This window comes from Comamonas sp. C11 (genome assembly GCF_024496285.1).
Taxonomy (GTDB): domain Bacteria; phylum Pseudomonadota; class Gammaproteobacteria; order Burkholderiales; family Burkholderiaceae_C; genus Comamonas; species Comamonas testosteroni_F.
On sequence record NZ_CP101743.1, the window covers coordinates 5660203 to 5680876 of the forward strand.

Consider the following 20674-nt stretch of genomic DNA (forward strand, 5'->3'; position numbering starts at 1 on the left):
AATGAGCAGCTGTCACCTCTCTCTGGCCAAGCCCGAGTTTTATCTGCAGAACTTTCGCGTGGAGGCTCCCGAGTCTCTGCCTGAAGCCGTGCTGACCCCCAGGCGCATGGGTCTCATCATCGTCAATGCAGCCGCAGAATCTTCTGCAGCGCTCTTGGGACGTACGTTTACCGCTCCTGAAGAAGGAGCACCCGCACTGCCGGTGGAACGGCTGCTGGTGCCGGCCAGCTTCGGCCTGGTGCCGCACTGGGTGAAGTCGGCCTCGGACGGCCGCCTGCGCGCGCTCAAGCTGGTGAATGCAAAGATAGACAATCTGACCACGGGAACGGCGTTTCGCGATGCCTGGCTGGCAGGCCAGCGCTGCATCGTGCCGCTGCAGGCCTTTCAGGTCGACGACCTGCGCCCCGGCAAGCCCCTGCCGACCCGTATCACCCGCGTGGACAACCAGCCCATGGGCGCCGCCGGCGTCTGGGCGCGCTGGGTGGGCGAGGACGGCGAGGTCATCGTCAGCTATGCCCTCATCACCATCAATGCCAATGCCCATGCGCTGATGAACCGCTACGGCCAGCCCGGCAACGACAAGGCCATGCCCGCCATCCTCAACGAAGGCGCATACGACGCCTGGCTCAATGCCAAGGTCAACAAGGCCAAGGAGTTTCTGCGCCCCTACCCTGCGGAAAAACTGCGTGCCAACCCCGTGGAAAAAGGCCGCAAGCAGCCGCCACAGCAGTGGTAATCAGGGGGCTGGAAACTGCTGCTCCAGCCACTGCTCGAGCCGCGCAAACACGGGGGCTGCCAGCTCGGGGCTCTCGTTGAAGATCTCGTGATAGGCCGCCTCGAAGCACTGGGCCTGCACCAGATCGCGTGGCGCCTGGGCGGCAAAGGCGGCACTGCCGGCCGGATTGACCAGCTTGTCCTGTCCGGCCCATAGCAGCAGCGTGGGCACGCACCAGGCCGTGGCCTTTGACAGCACATGGCGGCCGCCCTCGGCCATATAGCGCGCCAGCCGGGCGCTGATGCGTCTGTGCTGCAGTGCATCGGCGTCATAGGCCTGGACCACTTCGGGATCATGCGAGAGATGCGCGGACTGCACGCCATTGGCTACACGCAAATTGGGCAGCAGCCTGGGCAGGCTCGCCACCAGCGCCTTCTGCACTCCTGACAGATGCAGGGCCAGCGCCGGCGAGGACAGCACCAGCCCGTCCACATGACGCAGGCCGGACGCGACAAAATCCGCCGCCACCAGTCCACCCAGGCTGTGCCCCAGCAGCACCAGGGGCTGATGCTTGGGCATGGCTGCACGGGTAGCGTCCACCACCACCGCCAGATCGTCGAGCAAGCGCATATCGCTGGTCAGGCCGCCCTGCGGCCCGCCCGACAGGCCGTGGCCGTACTGGTCATAGGCCCGCACCGCAAAGCCCCAGTCATTGAGCCGCTGCGCCAGCGCGGCATAGCGGCCGCTGTGCTCGCCCAGGCCATGAACCAGCAGCACCTGGGCACGGGACTTGGCGTGCGGCGCTGGCGGCCAGTCGCGCAGCGCAAGCTGGGTGGCGTCCGATGCGGCCATATGCAGCAGCCGGGACGTATGGGTACTGGAATCGGTGGGCGTCATGCGCGATCTCTTCAAGCTGGCAAGAGCTTGCAGGATGCAGCCGCCGCCAGCGCACGTCAACCATGGCAGTCCTCGGTCCGACCACAGAAAATCGACAGCGCCAATCTCAAAAAACAGCTGCCAGCACCTTGAAAATCAGCACTGGCCGCTGTTTGGCAATGACTCTTCAAGCCTGCGCCGCCTCGGTCTGATGGCGGGCCATGGCGGCAATCACCTCGGCCACCGACGCCGTGAGCTTCTTGGCATAGGGCACATGGAGGAATTCGTTGGGGCCGTGGGCATTGCTCTTGGGGCCGAGCACGCCGCAGACCATCATCTGCGCCTTGGGAAAGCCCTTGCTCAGCATGTTCATCAGCGGAATCGTGCCGCCCTGGCCGATATAGCCGCAACTGGCGCCGAAGTGCGCCTGGCTGGCGGCATTGAGCGCGTTCTCGAACCAGCCGTCCATGCCCGGCGCATTCCAGCCGCTGGAGCTGGAAAGGCCTTCCCAGGTCACCCTGGCCTCATAGGGCGCGTTGTCCTCCAGCAAAGCCTTCATCTCCTGCACGCAGGCTGCGGCATCGACCAGCGGCGGCAGGCGCAGGCTGAGCTTGAAGGCCGTGTAGGGGCGCAGCACATTGCCGGCATTTTGCAGATTGGGCATGCCCTCCACACCGGTCACGCTCAGCGTGGGCTCCCAGGTTCGGCGCACCAGGGCCTGGACCGGATCGGTGGTCGTGGGCAGGGACACACGGGCCGAGCCGCCGCAGTCGTAATGCGCCCAGGGAAAGCGCGCATAAGCGTCCTCGCCGAGGATCTCCGCCGTGGCGCGGATCTGCGCCATGCGCTCGGCCGGCACCTCGCAGTGAAAGCTCTGCGGCAGCACGCGGCCATTCTTGCTGTCCTCGAGACGATCCAGCACCTGGCGCATGATGCGAAAGGACGAGGGCACCACGCCCGAGGCATCGCCCGAGTGCACGCCCTCGGTGAGGATCTGCACCTTGAGCGTGCCGCTGGCCATGCCGCGCAGGCTGGTGGTCAGCCACAGCTGGTCGTAGTTGCCGGCACCGCTGTCCAGACAGATCACCAGGCCCACATCGCCCAGACGCGGGCGCAAGGCATCCACATAGGGCAGCAGATCGGCCGAGCCGCTTTCCTCGCAGGTCTCGATGATGGCCACGATGCGCGGATGGGGCACATTCTGGCGCTTGAGCTCCTGAATCGCCGCCACGCTGGCATAGACCGCATAGCCGTCGTCGGCGCCGCCACGGCCGTAGAGCTTGCCGTCCTCGTACTTGGGCGTCCAGGGGCCCAGATCGCTGCGCCAGCCTTCGAACTCGGGCTGCTTGTCGAGGTGGCCGTACATCAGCACCGTGGGGCTGGTCGAGGCCTTTTCGGCCGTGCCTTCCACCTCGAAGAAGATGACCGGCGTGCGCCCCGGCTGCTGAATCACTTCCAGCGTCAGCCCGGCCACCTTCTGCGCCTCCACCCAGGCCGCGGCATTGCGCAGCACAGTGGCGATATGGCCTTGCTGCTCCCAGTCGGGGGCAAACATGGGCGACTTGGCGGGGATGGTGATGTAGTTGGTCAGCTCGGGGACGATGCTCTGGTCCCACTGCTCGGTGATGTGCTGCAGCGCGTCCTGTGGCTGCAGCAGATTGGTGGGAGTACGTGCGTTCATGGTCGGCTCCTTCAGTGACGGGGCTACGAGCCATGACGGGCCCGCGCCATGCCCGTGATTGTGCGCCAATGCCGGTGCCTGCGCCGCAGGCATTGACATGGCGATCAGGGTTTAGCGCAATGCCAGCGCCCCCCGCTCCAATTGAAAGCGGGAAACCTCCGTCAGCAGGCTTTCGGCCTGTTGGCGCAGCCCCTCGGCAGCGGCTGCGCTTTCCTCCACCAGGGCAGCGTTTTGCTGCGTGGCCTGGTCCATCTGCATGACAGCCTCGCCGACCTGGGCCACGCCTGCACTCTGCTCGCTACTCGCGGCGCTGATCTCGCCCATGATGTCCGTCACGCGATGAATGGCACTGACGATCTCGTCCACGGTGTGACCTGCCTGGTCGGCCAGCGCACTGCCGTCTGCCACGCGTTCCACGCTGGCAGTGATCAAGGTCTTGATTTCCTTGGCCGCATCGGCGCTGCGCCCCGCCAGGGCGCGCACCTCGCTGGCCACCACGGCGAAGCCTCGGCCCTGTTCACCGGCGCGTGCAGCCTCCACGGCCGCGTTCAGTGCCAGGATATTGGTCTGGAAGGCGATGGCGTCTATGACGCCGATGATGTCGGCAATGCGCGAACTGCTGGTGTTGATGTCCTGCATGGTCTGCACAACGCGCGCTACTACGGCACCGCCCTGCCGGGCCACTTGCGAGGCGTTCTGCGCCAACTGATTGGCCGTCTGGGCGCTATCGGCGTTCTGGCGCACGGTGGCGTTGAGCTGCTCCATGCTGGCCGCCGTTTCCTCCAGCGCGCTGGCCTGGCTTTCGGTACGTGCAGACAGGTCGGCATTGCCCTGAGCAATCTCACTGGATGCATGTTGCATCTGCACCGATGCGCCGTGCACGCGCTGGACCAGTTCGCGCAACGCGCCGCGCATGGTTTGCAGATCGGACATCAGCCCCCGGGCCATGCCGCCCGAGCTCCCATCGGTCAGATCGCCATCGGCCACGCGGCGCAACGCCTTGCGCGCATCGGCCGGGTCTCCGCCCAGCTCGCTGCGCAGCGTGCGCACCATCACCCAGAGCAGCGTGGCCGAGATGACCACGGCCAGCAGGGCCAGCAGACCCGACCACAGCTGCATGCGCCGGGCGCTGGCACGGGTGGCCGCATGCGATGCTTCGGCCGCATCGCGGGCCGCCTTGAGCTGTTGCAGCACGGCTTCGCGCAGCTTGCGCCATGCCGGAGTTTCCCGGGTCTTGAGCGCGGCGGCAGCGGTGTCATAGTCCTCGGCCGCCAGAGTCACGATCTGGTCCTGCGCTTCGGACTGTGCCTGGCGCAAGGCCTTCAGGCTCTTGACGGCGGCTTCCATGGCCGTGCCCTGCACGCGCTGGCTCAGATCGTCATAGGCGGCGTCATAGGCCCGACGGGCATTGCCCAGGTTCTGCACGGCCTGCCCGTCCGACGGATCCATCACGATATTGCGCAGTGCCTGGCCCGATTGCAGACCCTGGGCATACAGCTCCTGCAACTGCGCCACCACGGCCTGGTTGTTCCTCAGGTAGTCGTTGAAATCGGACTGTGTGCGGGTCAGCCCCCACTGACTGCTGAGCAGCGCCAAAACAAACAAGGCTGCAGGTGCAGCCGAGCAAAAAATGAGACGGGAACTAAAACGCATGGCAAGGCGCGCACCGACCGAAGCTTCGGCGCATTGATTCGGATCAAAAAGAAAATAAGCAGTTGATTATGAATCAAATGCTTACATTTTTTGCATTGCGGCAGCAGCAGCACCGCCGCCTTGCCGCAGGAGTGCTGCCATCTCAGATTTCAGAGCTTCTCGCGCTTATCAGGCAATGAATTCGATGTGAATCACTACCAGATTCATTGCCAATGAATCGTAATTAGCTACTGTTTCAAGAGCATCCATCAGGCATGCTCGAAGTGGAACACCGCCGTTGTCGCCAACAAATTGGGCAGGCTCCTCACCACCTGACCGTTTTGCAGACCGAAGGAGTCGCGAATGCGCAGGCGGTTCTTGGTGGCCAGCACCTCGAAGTCCTTGTAGGTGCCCACCCGGATATTCGGCGTGTCATACCACTGGTAGGGCAGGCGACGCGTGACCGGCATGCGCCCGCGCAGCACGGAAAAGCGATTTTGCCAATGGGCAAAGTTGGGAAAGGCAACCACGCCTTGCTTGCCGATGCGGGCCGTCTCCTGCAACATCACCTCGGCATTGCGCAAATGCTGCAACGTGTCGATCTGCAGCACCACATCAAAACTGTTGTCGCCGAAGATGGCCAGGCCGTCCTCCAGATTGAGCTGCAGCACGTTCACGCCGCGGCGCGTGCAGGCCAGCACATTGGCGTCGTCCAGTTCCACGCCATAGCCCGTACAGCCGCGCTCGCGCACCAGATGCTCGAGCAGCGCGCCGTCGCCACAACCCAGGTCCAGCACGCGTGCGCCCTCGGGCACCAACTGGGCAATGGCTTTCATGGTGGTCAACTCGGTCATGCGGCTTCTCCTGCGCGTTCGGCGGTGTTCAGTTCTTTGGCAATGCCTTCAAAATAGGAGCGCATCACGCCCATATAGCGTGGGTCATCAAGCAAAAACGCATCATGACCATGGGGGGCGTCGATCTCGGCATAGCTGACGTCGCGGTTGTTCTCCAGCAGCGACTTGACGATCTCTCGGCTGCGCGCCGGGGCAAAGCGCCAGTCCGTCGTGAAGCTCACCAGCAGGAATCTGGCCTTGGCCACGGCCAGCGCCCGGGTCAGATCGCCATCATGGGAACGGGCCGGATCGAAATAGTCCAGTGCGCGGGTGATGAGCAGATAGGTGTTGGCATCGAAGTAGCCGCTGAACTTCTCGCCCTGGTAGCGCAGATAGCTCTCGATCTGGAACTCCACATCCTGGGTGCTGTACAGGTAATCGCGCCGATCCGGCGCCGGGCCGCCCCGAGTCGGGTCAGCCCCCTCAGCGGGGAGCGCTGAGGCCCTGAGGCTGCGGCCGAACTTCTGGTTCATCACGTCATCGCTCAGATAGGTGATGTGGCCTATCATGCGCGCGATGCGCAGGCCGCGCGCGGGCACCACGCCATGCTCGTAGAAATGGCCGCCGTTGAAATCCGGATCGGTCACGATGGCACGACGCGCCACCTCGTTGAAGGCAATGTTCTCGGCGTTCAGATTCGGCGCGCTGGCCACCACCACGGCATGGCGCATGCGCTCGGGATAGCGCAGCGACCAGGACAGGGCCTGCATGCCGCCCAGGCTGCCGCCCAGCACGGCTGCGAGCTGCTGGACGCCCAGGCGGTCCAGCAGACGCGCCTGCGCATCCACCCAGTCCTCCACCGTCACCACGGGAAAATCCGCACCATAGGGCTTGCCCGTGGCCGAGTTGGTGTGCATGGGGCCGGTAGAGCCGAAGCAGGAGCCCAGATTGTTGATGCCGATGACAAAGAACTTGTCGGTATCGACGGGCTTACCCGGGCCGATCATATTGTCCCACCAGCCTTCGCTCTTGGGCTGGCCCTCGTAGCTGCCTGCTACATGGTGGGAGGCATTGAGCGCATGACAGACCACGATGGCATTGCTCTTGTCGGCATTGAGCTGGCCATAGGTCTCGAAGGCAAGGTCGTAATCGGCGATGGAGCCACCGCTCTGCAAGGGCAGCGGCTCATCAAAATGCATGAACTGAGGTGTCGCGATGAAGGACATATGAAAAAACCCGGCATCGCTAAAAACGAGGCCGGGTCGGTGTACTGTCACTTCGCGGACGGGTCTTTAGCTGGATTTATAAAGCGCCCGCAAGCTTTGGCAAATCGGCGCGTGAAAAGTGCAGTGTACTGCATTCATTGCACCGAGCTCAAAAGGAGACTGTCAAGGCTGTCCAAGCCTTTTTGAGCCTTGTGCAAATGGCTATGCGTTTGGTAGTTTCACACTTTGGTCAGGAGCGCCGCCACACCCAGCACCAGGAAGATCACGGCGCACACACGGTGAATCGTCTTGATCGGCAGCTTCTTGGTGATCTTCTCGCCAAACCACACCACCGGCGCATTGGCCAGCATCATGCCCAGCGTGGTGCCAGCCACCACCCAATAATACGACAGGGGGTACTTGGCGGCCAGGCCCACCGTGGCCAGTTGGGTCTTGTCCCCCATCTCGGCCAGGAAGAACAGCATCAGCGTCGTACCAAAGACACCCCAACGCCCGGCGCCATTGCCGGTGTCGTCATCATCCAACTTGTCGGGAATCAGCATCCAGCCCGCCATGAGGATGAATGAAACCCCCAAGATCCAGCGCAGCACGTCGGGACCTAGCATCGTGGTGATCCAGTTGCCCACGGCGCCGGCCAGAGCATGGTTGACCAGCGTCGCGACAAAAATACCAGCCACGATGGGCAGGGGTTTGCGGAACTTGGCCGCCAGTACCAATGACAGGAGTTGGGTCTTGTCCCCCATTTCGGCCAGGGCGACGATGGAGGTGGATATGAGAAAAGCTTCCATGATGGGGATAGACGGCCGGAGTTGCCACAACGCATTGATCACGCACCGACTCCGGCCTATCTCTTCATAGGTTTTCTCGGTGCGTAATCAATGGTCTCGACCGGTCGCACCACGCATTGCACGCGGTACCGCATGCGCCATAGATCACGAGGACCCAAGTCTGTTGACGCATGCATCCGGCAGACAGCTGCCGAACGGCCTACTCCCCAAAGAAAGTAGCCGTCATTCTACATGCTTAACCCTGTAAGACATCTGCGTATTTGGATATTCAAAATTTTGTATTTCAGGGTAACTCCCATCAGGACAATGTTGTTACAAGCACGAAATTTGATCTTTTCGTAATACTACGGCTTCTCTTGTGACTCATAATGCTTGAGTCTTTGTCTGGAAAGCAATTTCTGGATGGGGCAAGTGCGTTAGCGTCTCTAATGTTGTCATCCAAGGCTGACTCCCTAGGGCTCCATCGCGTTTTCAAGTTTTTTCAGGAGTCCAGCATGGGCAACAAGCTTTACGTAGGCAATCTGCCTTATTCCTTCCGCGACCAAGATCTGCAAGACAGCTTCAGCGAATTCGGCACTGTGAACAGCGCCAAGGTGATGATGGAGCGCGACACCGGCCGTTCCAAGGGCTTTGGCTTTGTGGAAATGGGCAGCGATGCCGAAGCACAAGCCGCTATCCAAGGCCTGCACGGCCAAAACCGTGGCGGCCGTGACCTGGTCGTGAACGAAGCACGTCCCATGGAGCCCCGTCCTCCCCGTTCCGGCGGCTTTGGCGGCGGCTTCGGCGGCGGCCGTGAAGGCGGCGGCGGTTTCGGCGGTGGCCGTGGTGACGGCGGCTTCGGCGGCGGCCGTGGCGACGGCGGTTACGGCCGTCGCAATAGCTACTAATCAGTTATTGCCTATAACAAAAAAAGGATCTTCGGATCCTTTTTTTGTTGCTAAACGTTAGCAATGCGGTTTTCGAGCATTTATTTTTTTCATTGTTCTCCGTCATAATTCCTTTCTCGGGCATTTCCCGTTCACAAGCGAATAGGTGTTTAGGATTTTTTGCATGTTTTCCCATGGATATGCAGTGGACGTCCTGAATTCGATCGCGCCATTGAAGCATTGAGGAGCTAGGAGTTATTAATGGGCAATAAGCTGTATGTCGGCAACCTTCCTTATGGTGTGCGTGACAACGATCTTGAGCAGGCGTTCAGCCAGTTTGGAGCCGTAGCAAGTGCACGCGTCATGATGGAACGAGACACCGGCCGCTCCAAAGGCTTTGGTTTTGTGGAAATGGCCAGCGAAGCAGAAGCACAAGCTGCCATTCAAGGCATGAATGGTCAGCCGCTCGGTGGTCGCAGCCTCGTCGTGAATGAGGCACGCCCCATGGAACCCCGTCCCCCTCGCACCGGCGGTTATGGAGGCGGCTTCCGCAATGAAGGCGGTTTTGGCGGCGGTAATCGCGACGGCGGTTACGGTGGCCGCAATGAAGGTGGTGGCTATGGCCGCAATGAAGGTGGTGGCTATGGTCGTGGTGATGGCGGCGGCTACGGCGGTGGTGGTCGCGGCGAAGGCGGCTTCCGCAGCCCCTATGGCTCAGGCCCACGCCACGGCGGTCGCGGCGGCTATGGTGGTGGCAATAACCACGGCGAATGAGTTTCTTTTAGCAACTCAGCAATAAAGGCACGATAACGTGCCTTTATTTATTTCCGAAGACATTCAAATGCATAGTCATTTTCTCAATGCCTTCCACTCAATCCTTTTTGAGATGCCTGGGCTTTCTGGTTTTCCCCAGAGTCAATCTATCCCACAGATAAGTGGGCAACACCCGCATCATGCTGCCGACAATCCTCATCTGCCAGGGAATAATCGCATATCTGGCTTTGCGCTCGATAACCCGAAAGGCACGCCTTGCGAACTCCTCGGGCGGGAGCAGAAAAGGCATGGAATACGGATTATTTCTCGTCAACGGAGTGTCCACATAGCCAGGCAATAAACTGGTCACAGAGACCCCGGATTTCTGCAACTCAACGCGCAGACTCTCACAATAAGCAATGGCCGCCGCTTTACTGGCTGAATATGCGGCATGGCCGGGCAAGCCGCGAATACCCGCCACACTGCAAATACCCACCAGACGCCCGGAGCCGCGTCGCACCATGGGTGCAATAAATGGCTGGAAGCTTGCAGCCAACCCCATGGTGTTGCAGGCCAGCACCTGCTGCATGACCTCAAGATCCTCACGCAAGGAGGTATCCACGCCCCAGCTGACGCCCGCGTTGGCGATAACAACATCGGGCAGACCCTGGCGCTCAAGACAGGCCTTCGCGGCACCGCAGATGCTGTCGATGTCCATGACATCCGCGCCATAGACTGCGTAGCGGGATGCGTCCATGTGCCTGGACCGCGCCCATTGCTCCATGACTGCGGTACGTCTTGCCACCAAGGCGATCGACCAGCCCATCTGGTAGTAGTGCCAGGCCAGGGCCTGGCCTATGCCGCTGGAGGCACCGGTGATGTAGACGAGTCCGGCCCCATGCCCTGCCATGATTTACGGCTTTTGGCTGGGCAGGATGACACCCTTGACCCGCCCCTGCATCTGCAGGACCTGATCAAGGTGCGCGTACTGCATGCTGTCACCCGTAAATCTGTCATTGCCACGGGTCATGACCACAGACTTGTCAGTGCTGACGCGCTCGTCATTGGGCCAGATTTGCAGGAACTCGCTCTCCAGCCGCATGGCGGGCAAGGCCTTCTGGGTCGCAGTTGCAGGCACCGGATCGCGCTGAATGACGGCCTGGCCGAACATCTGGATTTCCGAGCCGTCGCCATTGCTCAATGCCCGGTTGGAGCTGCCCACGGTCTTGCGTCCATCAGGCGTGAAGCTCAGCATGCGTGCGTCGTAGACTTCCAGCGTATCGGTATCGGGAAAGTGCTCACCTGTCGTGCCATTCAGGCGATTTTTGAGGCGGCCCGATGCTTCGAAATTCTTGATGACGAAGTCTTTGAGGAAATAGTCCGGATCGTGCCTCACGGCCTTCTCCGCGCCACTGACAATCGGCTGGGGAGCATTGCGCACCAGCCACCAGGTGCCCAGCGCCAGCAGGCCCATGATGAGCACCGGGAGGTACATCGAGGCCTTGTCGCCCACACGGCGCCATTGCCCGCTCATGAGCCATACCCCGAAAGCAGCGCCGCATAAGCACCATTGGCGGCCAGCAGCAGATCACAGAACTGCCGCACCGCCCCCTCTCCGCCATTCTTGGCACTGACCCAGTCCGCCACATGTGATGCCTCGTCATGGGCATTGGCGGGTGCGCAAGAAAAGTGGCTGCGACGCATGACGGGAAGATCGGGCCAGTCGTCCCCCATGGCGGCGGCCTGCGGCCATTGCAGACCCAGTTCAGCCAGGATGGACTCGGCAGCCGGCACTTTGTCCTCCGTGCCAAAGCGCGCATGTTCAATGCCCAGTTGCTTCAAGCGCAAACGCAGCGGCGCGGAATCTCGCCCCGTCACCACGGCCGGCGTGATGCCGGCCTTTTGCAACATTTTCAGGCCATGACCATCCAGCGTATGGAAGCGCTTGAGGACCTCACCCTCACCCGAGAAGTAAAGGCCGCCGTCGGTCAGGACGCCATCCACATCGAAGAAGGCCACACGAATTCCCTGAGCCTTGAGCAACAGCTGTGGGTCCCATTGCTGGCGGGGTGTCAGAGCAGGTCGGTTCATCAAATCACCTTGGCACGCATCAGATCGCGAATATGCACCACACCCTGCAGGCGCTGGTTGTCATCGGCCACCAGCACTGCGGTAATGCCATGTTCTTCCATCATGCGTGCCGCAGCCACCGCCAGCAGATCAGGCTTGATCGTCAGAGGCCTGGCATGCATGACGTCCTGCGCCGTGCGGCTGCGCAGATCCACGCCGGCTTCCACACAGCGGCGCAAATCACCATCGGTAAAGATCCCCACCAGCTCACCGGATGCGTTGACCACGGCGGAGCAACCCAGGCCCTTGGCACTCATTTCGCGCATCAGGGCCACGCTGCTCACATCCTGGGCAACCTGGGGCACATCGACACCACGACGCATCACATCGCGCACATGGGTCAGCAGGCGTCGCCCCAATGCTCCTCCGGGGTGTGAGCGCGCAAAATCCTCGGCACCAAAGCCTCGGGCATCGAGCAAGGCCACGGCCAGCGCATCTCCCATGGCCAGCTGAGCCGTGGTGCTGGCAGTGGGTGCCAGGTTCAAGGGGCAAGCTTCCTTGTCGACATGGGTGTCCAGCACCCAGTCTGCATGCTTGGCCAGTGTCGATTGCAGACCGCCGGTCACGGCCACCAGGGGCACGCCCATGCGCTTGATGGCGGGCAACACGCCGGTCAGCTCATCGGTCTCGCCGCTATTGGACAGAGCCAGCACCAGATCGTCCTGTGTCAGCATGCCCAGATCGCCATGACTGGCTTCTGCGGGGTGCACGAAAAAGGAGGGGGTCCCTGTGGACGCGAGCGTCGCAGCCACCTTCCGGCCCACATGCCCACTTTTGCCCATGCCCATGACCACCACACGGCCCGGCAGCTGCAGAATGCGCTGAACCACCGCCGTGAATGCGCCATTGAGGCGCACCGACATCGCACGCAAGGCAGCGGCCTCTATATCCAGGGCCTCGCGGGCCAGGTTCAAAGCTCGCGGTGCGTCGATCAGACGCGAATTGGCAGCATCAGAATTCATGCCCGGATTTTAGCCAGCCCATGCTTGCCGGGCCGCAGGCAACATCCCTTTGACCCGCATTTCAAGCCCGAGCCCATACACTGGCGAGCATTCAAAAACTCAGGCGGCCACATGCAAACTTCCACCAGCGTCAACGACTATCTGCGTGACCATATCCGCACCGTGCCGGACTGGCCTGCGCCGGGCGTGCAATTCCGCGACATCACGCCTTTGCTGCAAGATCCCAAGGTCTTTCGCATCATGACCGATGCCTTTGTTCATCGTTACATGGACCCCAAGCTGCGCCCCGACGTGGTTGCCGGCCTGGATGCACGCGGATTTATTCTGGGTGCCGTGATCGCCCACGAGCTCAACGTCGGCTTTGTGCCCATCCGTAAAAAAGGCAAACTGCCCTTCACCACGGTGGAGGAAACCTATGAGCTCGAATACGGCAGCGCTACCGTGGAGCTGCACACCGATGCCGTCAAGTCCGGCGACCGTGTGTTGCTGATCGACGATTTGATCGCCACCGGCGGCACCATGATGGCCGGCAAGAAGCTGCTGGAAAAGCTGGGGGCTACCGTGGTGGAAGGCGCAGCGATTGTGGATCTGCCGGAACTGGGCGGCTCCAAGCACCTCAAGGACAGCGGCCTGCCCCTGTTCACTCTGGTTGACTTTGCAGGGCACTGAGCAGCCCCGCAACAGCCCTGGATCAGCGCAGCTCTCCGTACTGCGTCGTGCCCAGAGAGCCCAGTCCGGACACGGCAAATTCGCCGCCCTCCTCATGGCCAGAGCCAGGGCCCAGCAATGGCGCCTGGCGTGACTGGCGCACACTCGCGGGCGATGCAACAGCCATGGCCACTGCCTGCTTGAACGCAACCATTTCCTGCGCGTCAATGGGCTCGAAAGAGCGGCCTGAATATGCTGCAACCGGAGCATGGCGTGGAGCCTTCGCCGGGGGGACAGCCCCGTCAAACTGCGTCTGCGCAAAATCAGGGCTGGCAGCGCTTTGCAGTTGCCCGTTCACGCGCCAGTAAACGGCGTGAACCCCTGCATCCATGCGGGTTCTGGCGAGCTCGGCAATCAATGCCTCGATACGTCTTTGCTGCGGAGCATCCGCGGCGTATGCAGGAGCCAGATCCACCATCACGACAAAGCGCTGGCCGACGCTGTCCAGCGAGAGCACCTTGAATTTGTATCCGGCCGAAAGAATGCCGACCCTGACCATGGCTTCGCGCACGATGGCGTACAGCTGCTCGCGTCTGGCAGAGCGCTCACGGCGCTGCGACTGACGCGCTACTGCATCATCCTCGTGACGCGGTGCTTGCCTGCTACCTTCTCGGCGAGGCCCGCGAGAAAACCATCGGAACAGGGACATGAGCACACTCGAACAAGCAGGATTTACAACGAGACACATTCTGCCTCCATGTCTGGAGCAGCTCGTGACATTTGCTGGAATATTAGCCTTTGTCCGACGTGGATCAAGCCGCCAAACCGGCCGGAACACAAAAAATCTTCACTCAGGTGCTGGCCACCCGGCGACGACTGTCCCCTGCGCGGCGGGCCAGCACCTGACCTGCCATGGTCAGCAGCGCCAGGGCCAGAGCAGGCCGACGGTTGGCAATTTCGGAATAACGCAGCGCTGTCAGACACCATAGACGGCTGGGCGCTGCGGCCTGAACCGTGGCCTTGCGTGGTCGATGGGCGAAAAAGGCTCCCTCCCCCACAATCGCCCCCGGCCCCACCAAAGCCAGGCGGATTCTTTCTTTCGAATCCTGGTAATGCACGCTCAGCGAGCCGTACTCAACCATGTACAGGTTGCGATCCAGCGCCCCTTCTGCAAACAACACCTCGCTTGCTGCCAGATTGATCGGCTGCAGATACGGCGCCAGCAACTCCCATTGAGCGGCACTGAGCACGTTTTGAGCGGTATCGGTGGCAACCGAGGTCGTCATCGCCTGGATCAGCGCCGACAAATCCTGAGGTGTTGAAGCGAACATAAGCAGTGGGTAGAACGCGAACGCCGCATGCCATCCGGGTGGACAAGTCCGGATACACATCCCGGCCGCTCAGGGTAAAAAAATTCATAGCGCGCCATGGCTCACCATCAACGCAGGCTGAATGCTAAGCGACTCTGACAGTTCCGCCAATCACTTGCGGTGATGAGTAGCTTCTACTTCCGCAGAGCGTCTGCCTCTTCATCCGCGTCAAAGCAAAAAAGGATCGATGATTCGATCCTTTTTGATAGCCTACATTGCTCTTCCCATTTGGGCTAGCGCAATTTCTCAAGGAAATCAGCCATGGGCGCGCTTTTCCAGGATCTCGAAGGCGGGCAGCTTCTTGCCCTCCAGCACTTCCAGGAAGGCACCGCCGCCGGTGGAGATGTAGCCCACGTCCTTTTCAATACCGTACTTGGCAATGGCCGCCAGGGTGTCGCCACCGCCGGCAATGCTGAAGGCGGGGGACTCGGCAATCGCCTGGGCGATGACCTTGGTGCCATTGGCAAACTGGTCGAACTCGAACACGCCCACGGGGCCGTTCCAGACGATGGTGCCGGCCTTCTTGAGCTGCTCGGCCAGCAGGGCTGCGGTTTCCGGGCCGATGTCCAGAATCATGTCGTCGTCGGCCACTTCGGTGGCCTTCTTGACGGTGGCGACGGCGTCGGCAGCAAAGGTCTTGGCGGTGACCACATCGGTGGGCACGGGCACATTGGCACCACGGGCAGCCATGGCGTCGATCACGGCCTTGGCATCGGCCACCAGATCGGGCTCGGCCAGGCTCTTGCCGATCTTCAGACCGGCAGCCAGCATGAAGGTATTGGCAATGCCGCCGCCCACGATGAGCTGGTCCACCTTGTCGGCCAGGCTCTTGAGGATGGTCAGCTTGGTGGACACCTTGGAGCCTGCCACGATGGCGGCCAGAGGACGTGCAGGCGCGGCCAGGGCCTTGTTCAGCGCGTCGATCTCGGCCGACAGCAGCGGGCCGGCACAGGCTATGGGGGCGTATTCGGCGATGCCGTAGGTGGTGCCTTCGGCACGGTGAGCGGTGCCGAAGGCATCGTTCACAAAGATGTCGCAGAGCTTGGCCAGCTTCTGGGCCAGCTCGGGTTTGTTCTTCTTTTCACCCACGTTGACACGGCAGTTCTCCAGCAGCACGACCTGGCCGGGGGCAATCTGCACGCCGTCCACCCAGTTGGCGACCAGGGGAACATCGCGACCCAGCAGCTCGGACAGGCGCTTGGCCACGGGAGCCAGCGAGTCCTGGGGCTTAAATTCACCTTCGGTGGGGCGGCCCAGGTGACTGGTGACCATCACGGCAGCGCCGGCCTTCAAAGCCATTTCAATCGCAGGCACGGAAGCGCGCACACGCGTGTCTTCGGTGATTTCACCAGCGTCGTTCAGGGGTACGTTCAGGTCGGCACGGATGAAAACACGTTGACCCTGGGCCTTGCCCTGGGCGCACAGATCGGAGAAGCGGATGATGTTCATGCAGCAAAAAAGCGACTCCGAAAGTCGCCCATACAAAGGTTGGAAAACACAAAATCTGCCTGCATTCTAGGGCGATCGCCACTTTCAGGCATCGCTTTTACACGCTTACTCGACTCAAAAACAGGAGCATCCTGCGCGCTCTGTAACTTGGTTTCAAGCCATTTCACAGACAGCCCATATGAAAACAGGAGCACGCAGCTCCTGTTTTCTCTGGTCTTGGAGCTACCAGCCCAAACCGATGTGCAGAGGCAGATAAATCGCCATGCCCAGAGCAATGGTGCCAAGAATGCTGCGCTTGTAAAAAAAATACACCACCGAAGCGGCCAGCGCAGGCAGTCGAGCATCGGCCAGACTGTTGATCAGCTGACCATTGCTCATCACGATCTCGGGCGCAATCACCGCCGCCAGGGCCGCCAGCGGCGCGTATTTGAGCCCGCGCTTGAGCCAGTCGGGCAGCGGCAGTTCACGCTCGGGGATCATGAAGAAAGCACGCGTGACCAGCGTGATGAGGGCCAGACCGATGCAGGCAACGATGACCCAGAAACTGCTCATCATGACCGATCCTCCTCATTTTTCACCGCAGGCAGCCGGCTGGCCTGCTTTTGCAGTTGCTCGGCCGTCAGGCCTGCAGCCACCGCAGCTGCGATCGCCACCAGGATATTGAGCTTGAGCGGCAGCGCAAAAGCCGCCACGGCTGCCGTACAGGCCACGATGGAGGCCACCCAGGTTGCACGGTCCTTGAGCATGGACAGCAGCACGCCCAACAACGCCAGCACGCCGGCAAAGCCCAGCCCCCAGGACAGAGGAATCTGGTCGGCCAGGAAAATGCCCAGCGTGGACGGGATCTGCCAGGCCAGCCAGTTGGTCAGCGCCGCCCCCCAGAAATAGGGCAGTTGCTCGGGCTGCGGCCTGGCCTCTGGGTAGCGACGCATGAAGTTCACGAAAATCACGTCGCCGCTGAAATAGGCGACCGCCAGACGGTGACGCAGACTCAGGTTGGCGAAATAGCTGCGCCACATGCTGGACAGGATCACAAACCGCAGGTTCACGCAGATGGCGGTGAACCAGACCACCCACAGCGGAGCCCCTACGGCCATCAGCGGCAGCACGGCCAGCTGGGCACTGCCCGCATAGACGGTCAAACCCATGAGCAGCGCCAGGGGAACGGACAGACCGCTTTTGACCATGGCCACACCGGTCACCAGGCCCCAGGCGGCGATGCCCAGGGCGGTGCCGCCCATCTCTTTGGAGCCGACCCAGAAAAACGGATCCCTGACTATCGATTTCGCACGCTGCCCCAGCGTGAGCGCCATAGCCGTCATACCTTGCCAGCACCCTCACCCAGTTGCGCGCCTGCGGGCAGCTCGAAACCGCGCAGAAAATCGCCTGCGGCCAGACGCTTGCCACCGGCACGCTGCAAAAGCGTCATATTGAGCACGCCGCTGCCGCAGGCCACGCGCACCCCCTGAGCATCGGCCGACAGCACCATGCCTGGCGCTCCGGAGCCTTCCTCGGCACTGGCCTCCCAGACCTTGATGGCTTCGCCGCCCAGGCTGGTGGCACCGCCGGGGAAGGGATTGAAGGCACGCAGGCGGCGTGCAATGACGCCGGCACTTTCGCTCCAGTCGATCAGGCTCTCGGCCTTCTCGATCTTGTGTGCATAGGTCACTCCATCGGCAGGCTGTGGCGTGCGATTGAGACCTCCGCAGGCCGCCATTTCCAGCGCTTCCACAATCAGACGACCGCCCAGCGTGGCCAGCTTGTCGTGCAGACTGGCCGTGGTGTCGTGCGCAGCAATCGGCAGACGCTCGATCACGCACATATCGCCGGTATCCAGGCCGGCATCCATCTGCATGATGGTGACGCCGGTTTCGGCGTCACCGGCCTCGATGGCGCGATGAATCGGCGCTGCACCGCGCCAGCGCGGCAGCAGGCTGGCGTGAATGTTCAGGCAGCCCAGGCGCGGCGTGTCGAGCACCCATTGCGGCAGGATCAGGCCATAGGCAGCGACCACCATCACATCGGCCTGGGCAGCATCGATCGCGACCTTGGCGGCAGCGGCGTCTTCGGGATATTTGCCGTCCAGACGCAGGCTCAGCGGCTGGGCCACTGCAATGCCATGCGCCAAGGCGCACTGCTTGACGGGAGAGGCTTGCAGCTTCATGCCGCGCCCCGCAGGACGGTCCGGCTGGGTCAGCACCAGCGGAACTTCAAAACCTGCGGCCAGCAGACTCTCCAGGGCCACGCGCGCAAATTCGGGCGTACCGGCAAAAATGACTTTCATGGAACTCACAAATTAAAAAGGCAGCCGTCGGCTGCCAGGTCTTCAACGGTGCGGCTCTCTGAGGTACATGCTCTCATCGGTGAACATGACCTTCTGCACCACACCTTGCGGGTCTATGTGCACATGGGCACGCCGACCAAAGGTATTGTCCAGAAAACGGTAGGTCCAGATGTCACCTTTGAAGCTGTAGACCCCCTCGACTATGGCGGGCGGGCCGAACATGCGATAGACATCGTCACGGGTATCCACGCCGTTGCGCAGTGCAAAAAAGTGCGCCGTATCCAGCACCTGCTCCACACGCACCAGCTTGTGCTGGGCATCGAAGTCCATGTGATAGACCTGCTGACCGGCAGGCTGCTGGCTATAGACCAGGCGCTGGCCGCCCTCGGGCAGAGGCACGACCAGAGTGGGCTTGCCCATGCCTTTTTCCACCTCGGCCTGCGGCATGCCAGGCTTTTGCCACTGGGGCACCATGCAACCCGCCAGCCCCAATGCCAGCAGACTGGCAGTCAACAGTGTTTGCAGGCGAGGCAGGGACATGGACACTCCGATCAGGCCCTCAGGGCTTGCTTTTGGGCCTTGACCAGCTTGGTCTTGATGCGGTTGCGCTTCAGCGGCGAGAGGTATTCGACAAACACCTTGCCCAGCAGGTGATCCATCTCGTGCTGGATGCAGATGGCCAGCATGCCTTCGGCGTCGATCTCACGGCTGTTGCCGTTCTCATCCAGGGCCTTGACCTTGACGGCAATGGAGCGCTCCACGCCGTCGTAGATGCCGGGCACGGACAGGCAGCCTTCCTCGCCCAGCTGCTTTTCCTCGCTGGCCCAGAGAATCTCGGGGTTGATCAAAGCCATGGGCTCGTTGCGCTTCTCGGACACGTCGATCACGATGACGCGCTCATGCACGTCGATCTGAGTCGCGGCCAAGCCGATGCCCTGGGCGTCATACATGGTCTCGAGCATGTCTTTCACCAGAGTCTGGATGCGCTCATCCACCTGCGCCACGGGCTTGGCGACCTTGTGAAGACGGGGATCGGGGTAGCAGAGGATGGAAAGAATGGCCATGGTGTCTCGGTAAATCTGTCGTTATTGTCCCAACATTTGACGCCAAACGCTTGTCACACCCTCAATAAACATTGATCTATCGAGGCCTTGCATCGAGAATTTCGACACATTTGTAAGACTTGTTGGCTGGCTATGCCAAGATCGGCCACAGTGCGGCGACACGAGGGACGCTGCAGCAAACGAATCCCGCCAGAAGGAATTTCATGACCGCATTTGCCACTGCACGCGCCTTGAGCATTGGAGCCACATTGCTTGCAGCCCTGACTTCGGTCCACGCCCAAAGCTATCCTGTGACCGCCACCCAGCGCTCCACCGCACAGCAGGTCGCTCAGCAAGGCATCCCCGAGAACGAATTGGCGCCCAACGCTCCCGCGCAGTACACCGTCAAGCGCGGCGACACGCTCTGGGGCATCTCGGGCATGTATCTGCGCCAGCCCTGGCGCTGGCCCGAGCTCTGGGGCATGAACCTCTCCAGCATCGCCAACCCTCATCTGATCTACCCCGGCCAGGTGCTGTATCTGGTGCGCAGCAACGGTTATGCCCGCCTGTCGACCACGGCTCCCAACGGCGGTTCCGAGGTAGTGCGTCTGTCGCCGCAAACGCGTGAATCGTCACTGAGCGACCTGGCCCTGCCCACGCTGCCGCCGCATCTGATCGAGCCCTTCCTGGCCGAGCCGCTGGTCGTGGACAGCCAGGCCCTGACACAGGCGCCGCGCATCATCGCCACCCAGGACAAGCGCGTGCTCATGTCCAATGGCGATCGCGCCTATGTGCGCAACTCCGGCGGCGCGCTGGTAACCACCGGCAAGGGCCAGCCCGCGAGCTACCGCATCTTCCGCGATGCCACTCCACTCAAGGACCCTGTCACAGGGGAAATCCTGGGCTACGAAGCCAAGTACCTGGGCAGTGCCACCGTGGCACGTGGTGAAACATTGCTTGAGTCCGCACCAGGCCAGCCTGTACAGACGGCGCCCGGCACGGTGGACATCACTCGCTCCAAGAACGAGATCCGCGCAGGTGACCGTCTGCTGCCCTCGCCCGAGCAGCAGTATCTGAGCTATGTGCCCCATGCCCCGCGCCAAGCGGTGGATGCCGCCGTGGTCTCCATCTACGGCGACTCGGTAGGCTATACCGCGGCCCAGAACCAGGTCATTGCCATCAACAAGGGGGCCCAGGACGGCATGGACGTCGGTACGGTGCTCGAACTCGTCAGCAAGGGCAATGTCATCGTGGACAAGACCAGTCCCAGCCGTGACCGGGTGAAGCTGCCCGATGAGGCCAATGGCTATGCCATGGTCTTCAAGGTGTTTGACCGGGTTTCCTACGCGCTCATCACCACGGCCCAGCGCGGAGTGCATGTGGGCGATGGCCTGCAGTCGCCCCTGCCCTGAATGGAG

General features: G+C 61.7%; 23 protein-coding genes. 5 read left to right on the plus strand and 18 right to left on the minus strand.

The features are described 5' to 3' along the window. Position 1: 1 nt before the first annotated feature. The gene (locus NOX35_RS26155) at positions 2-736 is read left to right on the plus strand and encodes an SOS response-associated peptidase (RefSeq protein WP_182285059.1); all 735 of its coding nucleotides are present in this window, start codon (positions 2-4) and stop codon (positions 734-736) included. Here the strand turns inward: NOX35_RS26155 and NOX35_RS26160 are convergent, their stop codons facing one another. The 6 genes from NOX35_RS26160 to NOX35_RS26185 all read right to left on the minus strand — a co-directional run bounded on the left by NOX35_RS26160 (position 737) and on the right by NOX35_RS26185 (position 7751). Continuing rightward, complete coding sequence (locus tag NOX35_RS26160) at positions 737-1612, minus strand: alpha/beta hydrolase (protein WP_256495248.1); 876 nt, start codon at positions 1610-1612, stop codon at positions 737-739. It lies immediately after the preceding gene. A 166-nt stretch (positions 1613-1778) separates the two neighbouring features. Beyond that, a complete protein-coding gene (locus tag NOX35_RS26165) occupies positions 1779-3272 on the minus strand; it encodes a M20 family metallopeptidase (RefSeq protein ID WP_256495249.1) in 1494 nt (497 codons plus the stop codon). Positions 3273-3383: 111 nt separating this feature from the next. Further along, on the minus strand, positions 3384-4868 hold the full coding sequence (locus tag NOX35_RS26170; RefSeq protein ID WP_256496964.1) for a methyl-accepting chemotaxis protein: 1485 nt from the start codon (positions 4866-4868) through the stop codon (positions 3384-3386). Between the two features lie 305 nt (positions 4869-5173). Then, the gene (gene metW, locus NOX35_RS26175) at positions 5174-5758 is read right to left on the minus strand and encodes a methionine biosynthesis protein MetW (RefSeq protein WP_003066861.1); all 585 of its coding nucleotides are present in this window, start codon (positions 5756-5758) and stop codon (positions 5174-5176) included. After that, positions 5755-6963, minus strand: a complete 1209-nt coding sequence (locus NOX35_RS26180; RefSeq protein ID WP_182285062.1) for a homoserine O-acetyltransferase — start codon at positions 6961-6963, stop codon at positions 5755-5757. Before NOX35_RS26180 ends, metW begins: the two co-directional genes overlap by 4 nt. A 218-nt stretch (positions 6964-7181) precedes the next feature. Beyond that, entirely contained in the window at positions 7182-7751 is a 570-nt protein-coding gene (locus tag NOX35_RS26185; RefSeq protein ID WP_087085636.1) for a TMEM165/GDT1 family protein, read from the minus strand. A 494-nt stretch (positions 7752-8245) separates the two neighbouring features. On the opposite strand from NOX35_RS26185, the gene NOX35_RS26190 reads away from it, so the two are divergent. After that, complete coding sequence (locus tag NOX35_RS26190) at positions 8246-8638, plus strand: RNA-binding protein (RefSeq protein ID WP_003072279.1); 393 nt, start codon at positions 8246-8248, stop codon at positions 8636-8638. A 240-nt stretch (positions 8639-8878) separates the two neighbouring features. Then, entirely contained in the window at positions 8879-9391 is a 513-nt protein-coding gene (locus tag NOX35_RS26195; RefSeq protein ID WP_256495251.1) for an RNA-binding protein, read from the plus strand. 97 nt (positions 9392-9488) lie between these two features. Here the strand turns inward: NOX35_RS26195 and NOX35_RS26200 are convergent, their stop codons facing one another. The 4 genes from NOX35_RS26200 to NOX35_RS26215 are packed head-to-tail and all read right to left on the minus strand — an operon-like array spanning position 9489 to position 12462. Beyond that, a complete protein-coding gene (locus tag NOX35_RS26200; protein ID WP_256495252.1) occupies positions 9489-10280 on the minus strand; it encodes an SDR family oxidoreductase in 792 nt (263 codons plus the stop codon). 3 nt (positions 10281-10283) lie between these two features. Continuing rightward, positions 10284-10904 carry an LPS export ABC transporter periplasmic protein LptC gene (gene lptC, locus NOX35_RS26205; RefSeq protein ID WP_256495253.1) on the minus strand — a complete coding sequence of 207 codons (621 nt, stop codon included), beginning with the start codon at positions 10902-10904 and terminating at the stop codon, positions 10284-10286. Further along, positions 10901-11461 (minus strand): HAD family hydrolase, encoded by a 561-nt coding sequence (locus tag NOX35_RS26210; protein ID WP_034350998.1) that lies wholly within the window; start codon positions 11459-11461, stop codon positions 10901-10903. Before NOX35_RS26210 ends, lptC begins: the two co-directional genes overlap by 4 nt. Continuing rightward, entirely contained in the window at positions 11461-12462 is a 1002-nt protein-coding gene (locus NOX35_RS26215; protein WP_182285066.1) for an SIS domain-containing protein, read from the minus strand. The genes NOX35_RS26210 and NOX35_RS26215 overlap by 1 nt, the downstream gene beginning before the upstream one ends. A gap of 111 nt (positions 12463-12573) precedes the next feature. Here NOX35_RS26215 and NOX35_RS26220 point away from each other — a divergent pair, with 111 nt between their 5' ends. Continuing rightward, positions 12574-13131 (plus strand): adenine phosphoribosyltransferase, encoded by a 558-nt coding sequence (locus NOX35_RS26220; protein ID WP_003066840.1) that lies wholly within the window; start codon positions 12574-12576, stop codon positions 13129-13131. Positions 13132-13153: 22 nt separating this feature from the next. Here NOX35_RS26220 and NOX35_RS26225 read toward each other — a convergent pair whose 3' ends face one another. The 8 genes from NOX35_RS26225 to def all read right to left on the minus strand — a co-directional run bounded on the left by NOX35_RS26225 (position 13154) and on the right by def (position 19277). Beyond that, positions 13154-13819 (minus strand): hypothetical protein, encoded by a 666-nt coding sequence (locus NOX35_RS26225; protein WP_256495256.1) that lies wholly within the window; start codon positions 13817-13819, stop codon positions 13154-13156. A 142-nt stretch (positions 13820-13961) separates the two neighbouring features. Beyond that, positions 13962-14441: a Crp/Fnr family transcriptional regulator gene (locus tag NOX35_RS26230; RefSeq protein ID WP_182285068.1), complete on the minus strand. Its 480-nt coding sequence runs from the start codon at positions 14439-14441 to the stop codon at positions 13962-13964. A 294-nt stretch (positions 14442-14735) separates the two neighbouring features. After that, the gene (locus NOX35_RS26235; protein WP_182285069.1) at positions 14736-15929 is read right to left on the minus strand and encodes a phosphoglycerate kinase; all 1194 of its coding nucleotides are present in this window, start codon (positions 15927-15929) and stop codon (positions 14736-14738) included. Positions 15930-16151: 222 nt separating this feature from the next. Then, positions 16152-16484, minus strand: a complete 333-nt coding sequence (locus tag NOX35_RS26240; RefSeq protein WP_182285070.1) for an AzlD domain-containing protein — start codon at positions 16482-16484, stop codon at positions 16152-16154. Beyond that, the gene (locus tag NOX35_RS26245) at positions 16481-17251 is read right to left on the minus strand and encodes an AzlC family ABC transporter permease (protein WP_182285071.1); all 771 of its coding nucleotides are present in this window, start codon (positions 17249-17251) and stop codon (positions 16481-16483) included. Before NOX35_RS26245 ends, NOX35_RS26240 begins: the two co-directional genes overlap by 4 nt. After that, positions 17248-18213, minus strand: coding sequence for a methionyl-tRNA formyltransferase (fmt, locus tag NOX35_RS26250; RefSeq protein WP_182285072.1), 966 nt, complete (start codon positions 18211-18213; stop codon positions 17248-17250). Before fmt ends, NOX35_RS26245 begins: the two co-directional genes overlap by 4 nt. A gap of 42 nt (positions 18214-18255) precedes the next feature. Then, positions 18256-18753: a hypothetical protein gene (locus NOX35_RS26255; RefSeq protein WP_182285073.1), complete on the minus strand. Its 498-nt coding sequence runs from the start codon at positions 18751-18753 to the stop codon at positions 18256-18258. Between the two features lie 11 nt (positions 18754-18764). Next, positions 18765-19277: a peptide deformylase gene (def, locus tag NOX35_RS26260; RefSeq protein ID WP_182285074.1), complete on the minus strand. Its 513-nt coding sequence runs from the start codon at positions 19275-19277 to the stop codon at positions 18765-18767. A gap of 203 nt (positions 19278-19480) precedes the next feature. On the opposite strand from def, the gene NOX35_RS26265 reads away from it, so the two are divergent. Continuing rightward, positions 19481-20668 (plus strand): LysM peptidoglycan-binding domain-containing protein, encoded by a 1188-nt coding sequence (locus tag NOX35_RS26265; RefSeq protein ID WP_182285075.1) that lies wholly within the window; start codon positions 19481-19483, stop codon positions 20666-20668. Positions 20669-20674: the final 6 nt, after the last annotated feature.

Excerpts from the sequence above, each read along its gene's own strand:
- NOX35_RS26155 (WP_182285059.1), top strand. The coding sequence starts at position 2 with ATGAGCAGCTGTCACCTCTCTCTGGCCAAGCCCGAGTTTTATCTGCAG.
- NOX35_RS26160 (WP_256495248.1), bottom strand. The coding sequence starts at position 1,612 with ATGACGCCCACCGATTCCAGTACCCATACGTCCCGGCTGCTGCATATG.
- NOX35_RS26165 (WP_256495249.1), bottom strand. The coding sequence starts at position 3,272 with ATGAACGCACGTACTCCCACCAATCTGCTGCAGCCACAGGACGCGCTG.
- metW (WP_003066861.1), bottom strand. The coding sequence starts at position 5,758 with ATGACCGAGTTGACCACCATGAAAGCCATTGCCCAGTTGGTGCCCGAG.
- NOX35_RS26180 (WP_182285062.1), bottom strand. The coding sequence starts at position 6,963 with ATGTCCTTCATCGCGACACCTCAGTTCATGCATTTTGATGAGCCGCTG.
- NOX35_RS26185 (WP_087085636.1), bottom strand. The coding sequence starts at position 7,751 with ATGGAAGCTTTTCTCATATCCACCTCCATCGTCGCCCTGGCCGAAATG.
- NOX35_RS26190 (WP_003072279.1), top strand. The coding sequence starts at position 8,246 with ATGGGCAACAAGCTTTACGTAGGCAATCTGCCTTATTCCTTCCGCGAC.
- NOX35_RS26195 (WP_256495251.1), top strand. The coding sequence starts at position 8,879 with ATGGGCAATAAGCTGTATGTCGGCAACCTTCCTTATGGTGTGCGTGAC.
- NOX35_RS26200 (WP_256495252.1), bottom strand. The coding sequence starts at position 10,280 with ATGGCAGGGCATGGGGCCGGACTCGTCTACATCACCGGTGCCTCCAGC.
- lptC (WP_256495253.1), bottom strand. The coding sequence starts at position 10,904 with ATGAGCGGGCAATGGCGCCGTGTGGGCGACAAGGCCTCGATGTACCTC.
- NOX35_RS26210 (WP_034350998.1), bottom strand. The coding sequence starts at position 11,461 with ATGAACCGACCTGCTCTGACACCCCGCCAGCAATGGGACCCACAGCTG.
- NOX35_RS26215 (WP_182285066.1), bottom strand. The coding sequence starts at position 12,462 with ATGAATTCTGATGCTGCCAATTCGCGTCTGATCGACGCACCGCGAGCT.
- NOX35_RS26220 (WP_003066840.1), top strand. The coding sequence starts at position 12,574 with ATGCAAACTTCCACCAGCGTCAACGACTATCTGCGTGACCATATCCGC.
- NOX35_RS26225 (WP_256495256.1), bottom strand. The coding sequence starts at position 13,819 with ATGTCCCTGTTCCGATGGTTTTCTCGCGGGCCTCGCCGAGAAGGTAGC.
- NOX35_RS26230 (WP_182285068.1), bottom strand. The coding sequence starts at position 14,441 with ATGTTCGCTTCAACACCTCAGGATTTGTCGGCGCTGATCCAGGCGATG.
- NOX35_RS26235 (WP_182285069.1), bottom strand. The coding sequence starts at position 15,929 with ATGAACATCATCCGCTTCTCCGATCTGTGCGCCCAGGGCAAGGCCCAG.
- NOX35_RS26240 (WP_182285070.1), bottom strand. The coding sequence starts at position 16,484 with ATGATGAGCAGTTTCTGGGTCATCGTTGCCTGCATCGGTCTGGCCCTC.
- NOX35_RS26245 (WP_182285071.1), bottom strand. The coding sequence starts at position 17,251 with ATGACGGCTATGGCGCTCACGCTGGGGCAGCGTGCGAAATCGATAGTC.
- fmt (WP_182285072.1), bottom strand. The coding sequence starts at position 18,213 with ATGAAAGTCATTTTTGCCGGTACGCCCGAATTTGCGCGCGTGGCCCTG.
- NOX35_RS26255 (WP_182285073.1), bottom strand. The coding sequence starts at position 18,753 with ATGTCCCTGCCTCGCCTGCAAACACTGTTGACTGCCAGTCTGCTGGCA.
- def (WP_182285074.1), bottom strand. The coding sequence starts at position 19,277 with ATGGCCATTCTTTCCATCCTCTGCTACCCCGATCCCCGTCTTCACAAG.
- NOX35_RS26265 (WP_182285075.1), top strand. The coding sequence starts at position 19,481 with ATGACCGCATTTGCCACTGCACGCGCCTTGAGCATTGGAGCCACATTG.